Source organism: Chitinimonas sp. (genome assembly GCF_041904975.1).
Taxonomy (GTDB): domain Bacteria; phylum Pseudomonadota; class Gammaproteobacteria; order Burkholderiales; family Chitinimonadaceae; genus Chitinimonas.
In genome coordinates, this window is sequence record NZ_JAYRLZ010000292.1 from 1 (window position 1) to 5,039 (window position 5,039).

Genomic DNA, 5,039 nt, shown 5'->3' on the forward strand with positions numbered 1-5,039 from the left:
AGACGGTACTGGAAGGTGGGCGATCGGGCGGTGTTTTCAAAGGCTTTGGAGTTGGCATTGCCGAGCATGAATTTCCAGGCGGCATTGCCAGCGGTATAGCTCATGCCGGCGCCGACGAAATAGCCTGGGTCGGCAAAGTCGTACAGCAGGTTATGCGATACTGCCAAGGCCTGGTTGCTTTGGTAATAGTCGTACCCGGCCCACGAGCCCATCTGGCCGAAGAAGTAGCTGCGGTTTGCATCGACCGGCACCGTGACCTGGGCTGAGTGGATGATGTTGTTATTGCCGCTGGCATAGCCACGGTTTGGCGCCAGTACGATTTGTGCAGAAGGAGCGAGGTTGCCGCTGCCGAACGTCTTCTTGATGTCGAGGTAGATATCGCCGACCGAGGAATTGTCGTAACCATAGGCGCCGCCGCCAGCGGTGGAGCCGGCATTGGTGCCGCCGTTGCGCGCAAAGGCAAAGCTGTTGGTCTTGGCATTGCGGTTATAGAAATAGCCAAGGTCGACATAGCCGCTGACGCTGAGGCCGGCGAGCGGGCTTTCATCCGAGGACTTGTTGATCTGCTCGACCTGCAGCTCCATCTTGGTGACGCGCTGATCCAGGGTGGGCTCGTCAGTGCTGGCGCTGGCTGCTGCTGGCGGTGGCAGTGATACCGGCGCGGTGACGACGGCTGCTGCCGGTTGTGGCCGGCTGGCGATGGCTTTCAGCGCTTCGACTTCCGCTTGCAGGGCCTTGAGTTGCGCCTTCAGTTCGGCCATTTCCTTCTTTTCCGCACTCGTTGCCGCCTGGGTCGGCAGCACCGAGCCGGCAAACGCGGCGGCGACCAGCAGGCTCAGCGGCTTCATCATCATGGTCATGTGAGGGTCCTCGTTCCGGTTACTTGTTGGTCTTGAATGCGTTGAAGTAAGAAGCGATCAGGCGCTGGGTATCACTCTGGATTGGTTGCTTGGCCTGCGTCAGCGCCATCATTTTCGGCGTCAGGTAGATTTTCGGGTCCCCGGTCAGCTTGGCATTCACAAACGGGGTGGCTGCCGAATTCGGATTGGCGTAATTCACCTTATTGGAGATGCTGGCAGCTACCTTGGGGTCCAGAATGTTATTGATGTATTTGTAGGCATTGTCGACATTGGCGGCGTCTCTGGGGATGGCCATGGAGTCGATCCAGGCAATGGTGCCTTTGGCCGGCACAATGTATTCGATCTTCTGGCCATTCTTGGCTTGCTCGGCCCTATCTTTGGCAATATAGGCGTCGCCGTTGTAAGCCATGCCGACACAGATATCGCCATTGGCCAGCAAATCAATCGGCGAGCTATTGAAAACCCGGATATCGGGGCGAACCTTTCTCAGCACCTCGTTGCTGGCTTCCAATGCCGCCTTGCTGAAGTCATTGGCCGGCCGTCCCTGGTAGATATTGACCAGTGAATACACGTCGCTACCGGTATCGAATAGCGAGATACCGCAAGACTTGAGCTTGTTGGTGTATTTCGGATTGAACAGCAATTCCCATGCATCGGCCGGCATCGGCTCGCTGCCCAGCGCCTTTTTTACTTTGTCGACATTGATGCCGAAGGCAGTGGTGCCCCACATATAGGGAACCAGGTAATCATTTGTCGGGTCGCCCACTTTCACCTTTTCGAGAATGGCTTTGTCCAGATTGGTGTAATTGGGCAGTTTTGATTTGTCGAGCTTGAGGTAGATGCCGGCCTTGATCTGACGCGCGGCGAATTCCAGCGAAGGCACCACGACGTCATAGCCGGACTTGCCGGTCATCAGCTTTGCCTGCAGCACTTCATTGCTGTCGTACAGGTCGTAGCGCACCTTGACGTCGAACTGCTTCTCGAAATTGGGAACGGTATCGTCGGCAATGTAGTCGTTCCAGTTGTAGACATTCAGATTGCCGGCAGCAGCAGCCGAAGCGGCCAGCGTAGCCAGCCCGAGACAAGCGGCAAGGCGGGTGAGTGTAGCGAGAGCAGCCATGATTCCCCTCTATGGTCGAGATACAAGCGAGATAGATACGATCGAACTTGCCGCTGTTTACTGGTCTGGCGATCGGCGCGGCTTGCTTGGGTGTCAAGAATATAGAACGGGGTGATGCGCAGATCGAAACGTTTACGTTTTGTTACGGCTGAATGTTGCGCATTGCCGACAGCCAGCCGGGGCTGCCTTATATCGGTGCGAAACAGGCACAGTTTTGGCGCGCTGCTGATGGTTGTATTGGGCCTGTTGGCCGCAGATCGAGGCAATCTCTTGTGCTTTAGGCGCTGCCGTAGCTAGCGAGCGCGGTGACGTATGCGATGGCTCAGGCGCTGACCAAGCCTTGAAGCTCGGCCAGTGAAATCTGTTTTTGCAGGCGCGAGGCGGCGTCGGCGTCGCCGGCGAGAAAATAGAAAAACTCGCGCGCCAGGCTGACAAACACATGCCAGCGCTCCTGGTGCGGAAACAGCTGCAACAGCTTGTCCACGCCACCGCGATAGCTATCGGTGTTTTGCGGCAGATCACGGATGGTGAACAGCAGTAGCTTGATCAGGCGGCAGCGCGCCATGATGTTTGCCTCATCCACCCCGGCCTTTTTCAGCTCGTCGGCATAGCGCAGCAGGCTTTTCAGCTGGTGCGCCTGCCGCTCCACCTCGGCCAGGGTGCGCTGCGACCAGGGGTCGGCTTCCATCTGTTGCATCGACAGCATGAACGTTCGTGGCTGCTGCGCTGCGACGGCGGCAGCATGGTTGGCCGCCGGACTAGCTGCACTAGGTGCCAGCAAAGGGTTGGCAGGCGTCGGGGCGACAGGTTGACTGGTCTGACGCGGATCGGTTTCGCCGCTCCAATAGGGAAAAAACTCGCGGACGATATCGAGAAAGCCGGCCTCGTCAGGAAAGTTGCGCAAGGTGGTTTCCGCTGCCGAGCGGTAGCCATTGCCGTCCTGCGGCAGATCACGCAAGGTGGTGAGCAAATGGCGCAGGAAGTGGCGGGCGAGGGTGAGTTGCTTGGTGGGGACGCCGCGTTGTTTGAGTTCTTCTGAATAGGCATCGAGTGCTGAATCGGGATTTGGACGACTCATGGGCGGGCAAGACTCCGTCGGATGGACTTATGCGGCGCGGGCGATCTGCTCGGCCTGTCCTTGGTGAAAGCCATTCCAGAAATAGAAGAATTCGCGGGCAACATCGACAAACAATCGCCGCGCATCTTCCTTGGCAAACAAGGTCAGCATGGCATCGACGCCAGCGCGATAAGCGGTAGGCGTCGGTTCGGCATTGCGGATGACAAACAGCAGTAGCTGCAGCAGGCGTTCGCGAATATCCACCACCGCATCGGGCTGGCTCTGGCTGTTCAGGCGTTTAAGATATTCAACAAGGCAGACTTGCTCGGTGTGCGACCACGGATCGGCATCCATGCGTTCGAACATATCGATCAGGCTGCCGCGCACATCGACCGGCGCATGATCGAGGGCGAGCGCATCGGCGGCATTGAGGCGGGCGATGGTTTTCATATCGCCAATCCAGAACGGGTAGAACTCGCGCGCCGCGCTGATGATTTCGAATTGCTGCTCGTCAGGAAATTTGGTGATGGTGCTGTCCACCGCGTGGCGGTAGCCGGCATCGTCGTTGTGGCGGAACTGGTCGGACTGCGCTTCAAGTGTGGAAAGCAGATGCCGCAGGATATGCTTTCGCCGCGTCAACAGGCTGGTGGCAGCTCCCTTGCCCTTGAGCAGGCTCAGGTAGGCAGTCAGCGCGGTTTCAACATGATCGGGATCGAGGGAAGACATGGGTGCAGCAGTTGGAATGGTTAGGGCATTCTAGTCGATTTCACCAAAACGGTTTGCGGCGCCTCGTCTGTTAAAATTGCAAGATGATACGACTCAGCTCACTTACTCTGCGACGCGGCACCAAGGTTTTGCTGGACCGCGTCGATCTTCTGTTACATCGCGGCCAGCGCGTCGGCCTGGTTGGGCCAAATGGTGCCGGCAAGTCCAGTTTCTTCGGTCTGTTGCGCGGCGAATTGCTGGCCGATAGCGGTGATTTCGACATGCCGCCACGGCTGGTGATTGCCTCGGTGCGCCAGGAAACGCCGGCGCGCCCGGAAAGCGCGCTTGACTATGTGCTCGATGGCGATGCCGAGCTGCGCCAGGTGCAGCGCGACTTGCAGGCTACCGAGCACGATGGCGTAGCCCATGCGACGGCCCTGGGTCATTTCGAAGCGATCGACGGCTACTCGGCCGAGGCGCGTGCCGGCAAACTTTTGTATGGCCTTGGCTTCAAGGCCGACGATCTGGCGCGGCCGGTAGCCAGCTTTTCCGGCGGTTGGCGCATGCGGCTGAATCTGGCGCAGGCGCTGATGTGTCGTTCCGACCTGCTGCTGCTTGATGAGCCCACCAACCACCTCGACCTCGACGCGGTGATGTGGCTGGAAAACTGGCTGAGCAGCTATCCGGGCACGCTATTGCTGATCTCGCATGATCGCGACTTCCTCGATGCCACGGTGAACGCCATTGCCCACCTGGCCAATAGCCAGATCACGCTATACACCGGCAACTATGCCGACTTTGAAGCGCAAAAGGCGGAGAAGCTGGCGCAGCAGCAGCAGGCGTTTGACAAGCAGCAGCGCGAAGTGGCGCATCTGCAGAAATATGTCGACCGGTTCCGCGCCCAAGCCACCAAGGCACGCCAGGCGCAAAGCCGCATCAAGGCGCTGGAGCGGATGGAGCGGATTGCCGCCGCGCATGTCGATTCACCGTTCGAATTCGGCTTTCGCGAGCCGGAAGCCAGCCCCAACCCCTTGCTGCGTATCGAGCAAGGCGCGGTGGGCTATGGCGGCAACCATCTGCTCGATGGCGTGGCGCTCAGCATCGAGGCTGGTGCGCGCATCGGTCTGCTCGGCCGCAATGGCGCCGGCAAGTCCACCCTGGTGAAATTGCTGGCGGGCGAATTGCCTTTGGCCAGTGGTTCGCGGGTAGAAGGCAAGGGCTTGAAGATCGGTTACTTTGCCCAGCATCAGCTGGAGCAACTGCGACTGGACGAAAGCCCGCTCTGGCATTTACAAAA

The 5,039-nt window shown here is 58.7% G+C and carries 5 protein-coding genes; 1 reads left to right on the forward strand and 4 read right to left on the reverse strand.

Annotation, left to right across the window (positions count from 1 at the left end; genetic code table 11):
- From ACE3OH_RS19165 to ACE3OH_RS19180, 4 genes are all read right to left on the reverse strand, one after another.
- The coding region (locus ACE3OH_RS19165; RefSeq protein WP_374356964.1) for a DUF3138 family protein at positions 1-860 on the reverse strand (860 nt) is incomplete at its 3' end.
- A gap of 19 nt (positions 861-879) precedes the next feature.
- Positions 880-1,980 (reverse strand): extracellular solute-binding protein, encoded by a 1,101-nt coding sequence (locus ACE3OH_RS19170; protein ID WP_374356966.1) that lies wholly within the window; start codon positions 1,978-1,980, stop codon positions 880-882.
- Positions 1,981-2,302: 322 nt separating this feature from the next.
- On the reverse strand, positions 2,303-3,058 hold the full coding sequence (locus ACE3OH_RS19175; protein ID WP_374356968.1) for a hypothetical protein: 756 nt from the start codon (positions 3,056-3,058) through the stop codon (positions 2,303-2,305).
- 27 nt (positions 3,059-3,085) lie between these two features.
- Entirely contained in the window at positions 3,086-3,763 is a 678-nt protein-coding gene (locus tag ACE3OH_RS19180) for a hypothetical protein (RefSeq protein WP_374356971.1), read from the reverse strand.
- A gap of 83 nt (positions 3,764-3,846) precedes the next feature.
- Here ACE3OH_RS19180 and ACE3OH_RS19185 point away from each other — a divergent pair.
- On the forward strand, positions 3,847-5,039 hold a 1,193-nt coding region (locus tag ACE3OH_RS19185; protein WP_374356973.1), incomplete at its 3' end, for an ATP-binding cassette domain-containing protein.

Excerpts from the sequence above, each read along its gene's own strand:
- ACE3OH_RS19170 (WP_374356966.1), bottom strand. The coding sequence starts at position 1,980 with ATGGCTGCTCTCGCTACACTCACCCGCCTTGCCGCTTGTCTCGGGCTG.
- ACE3OH_RS19175 (WP_374356968.1), bottom strand. The coding sequence starts at position 3,058 with ATGAGTCGTCCAAATCCCGATTCAGCACTCGATGCCTATTCAGAAGAA.
- ACE3OH_RS19180 (WP_374356971.1), bottom strand. The coding sequence starts at position 3,763 with ATGTCTTCCCTCGATCCCGATCATGTTGAAACCGCGCTGACTGCCTAC.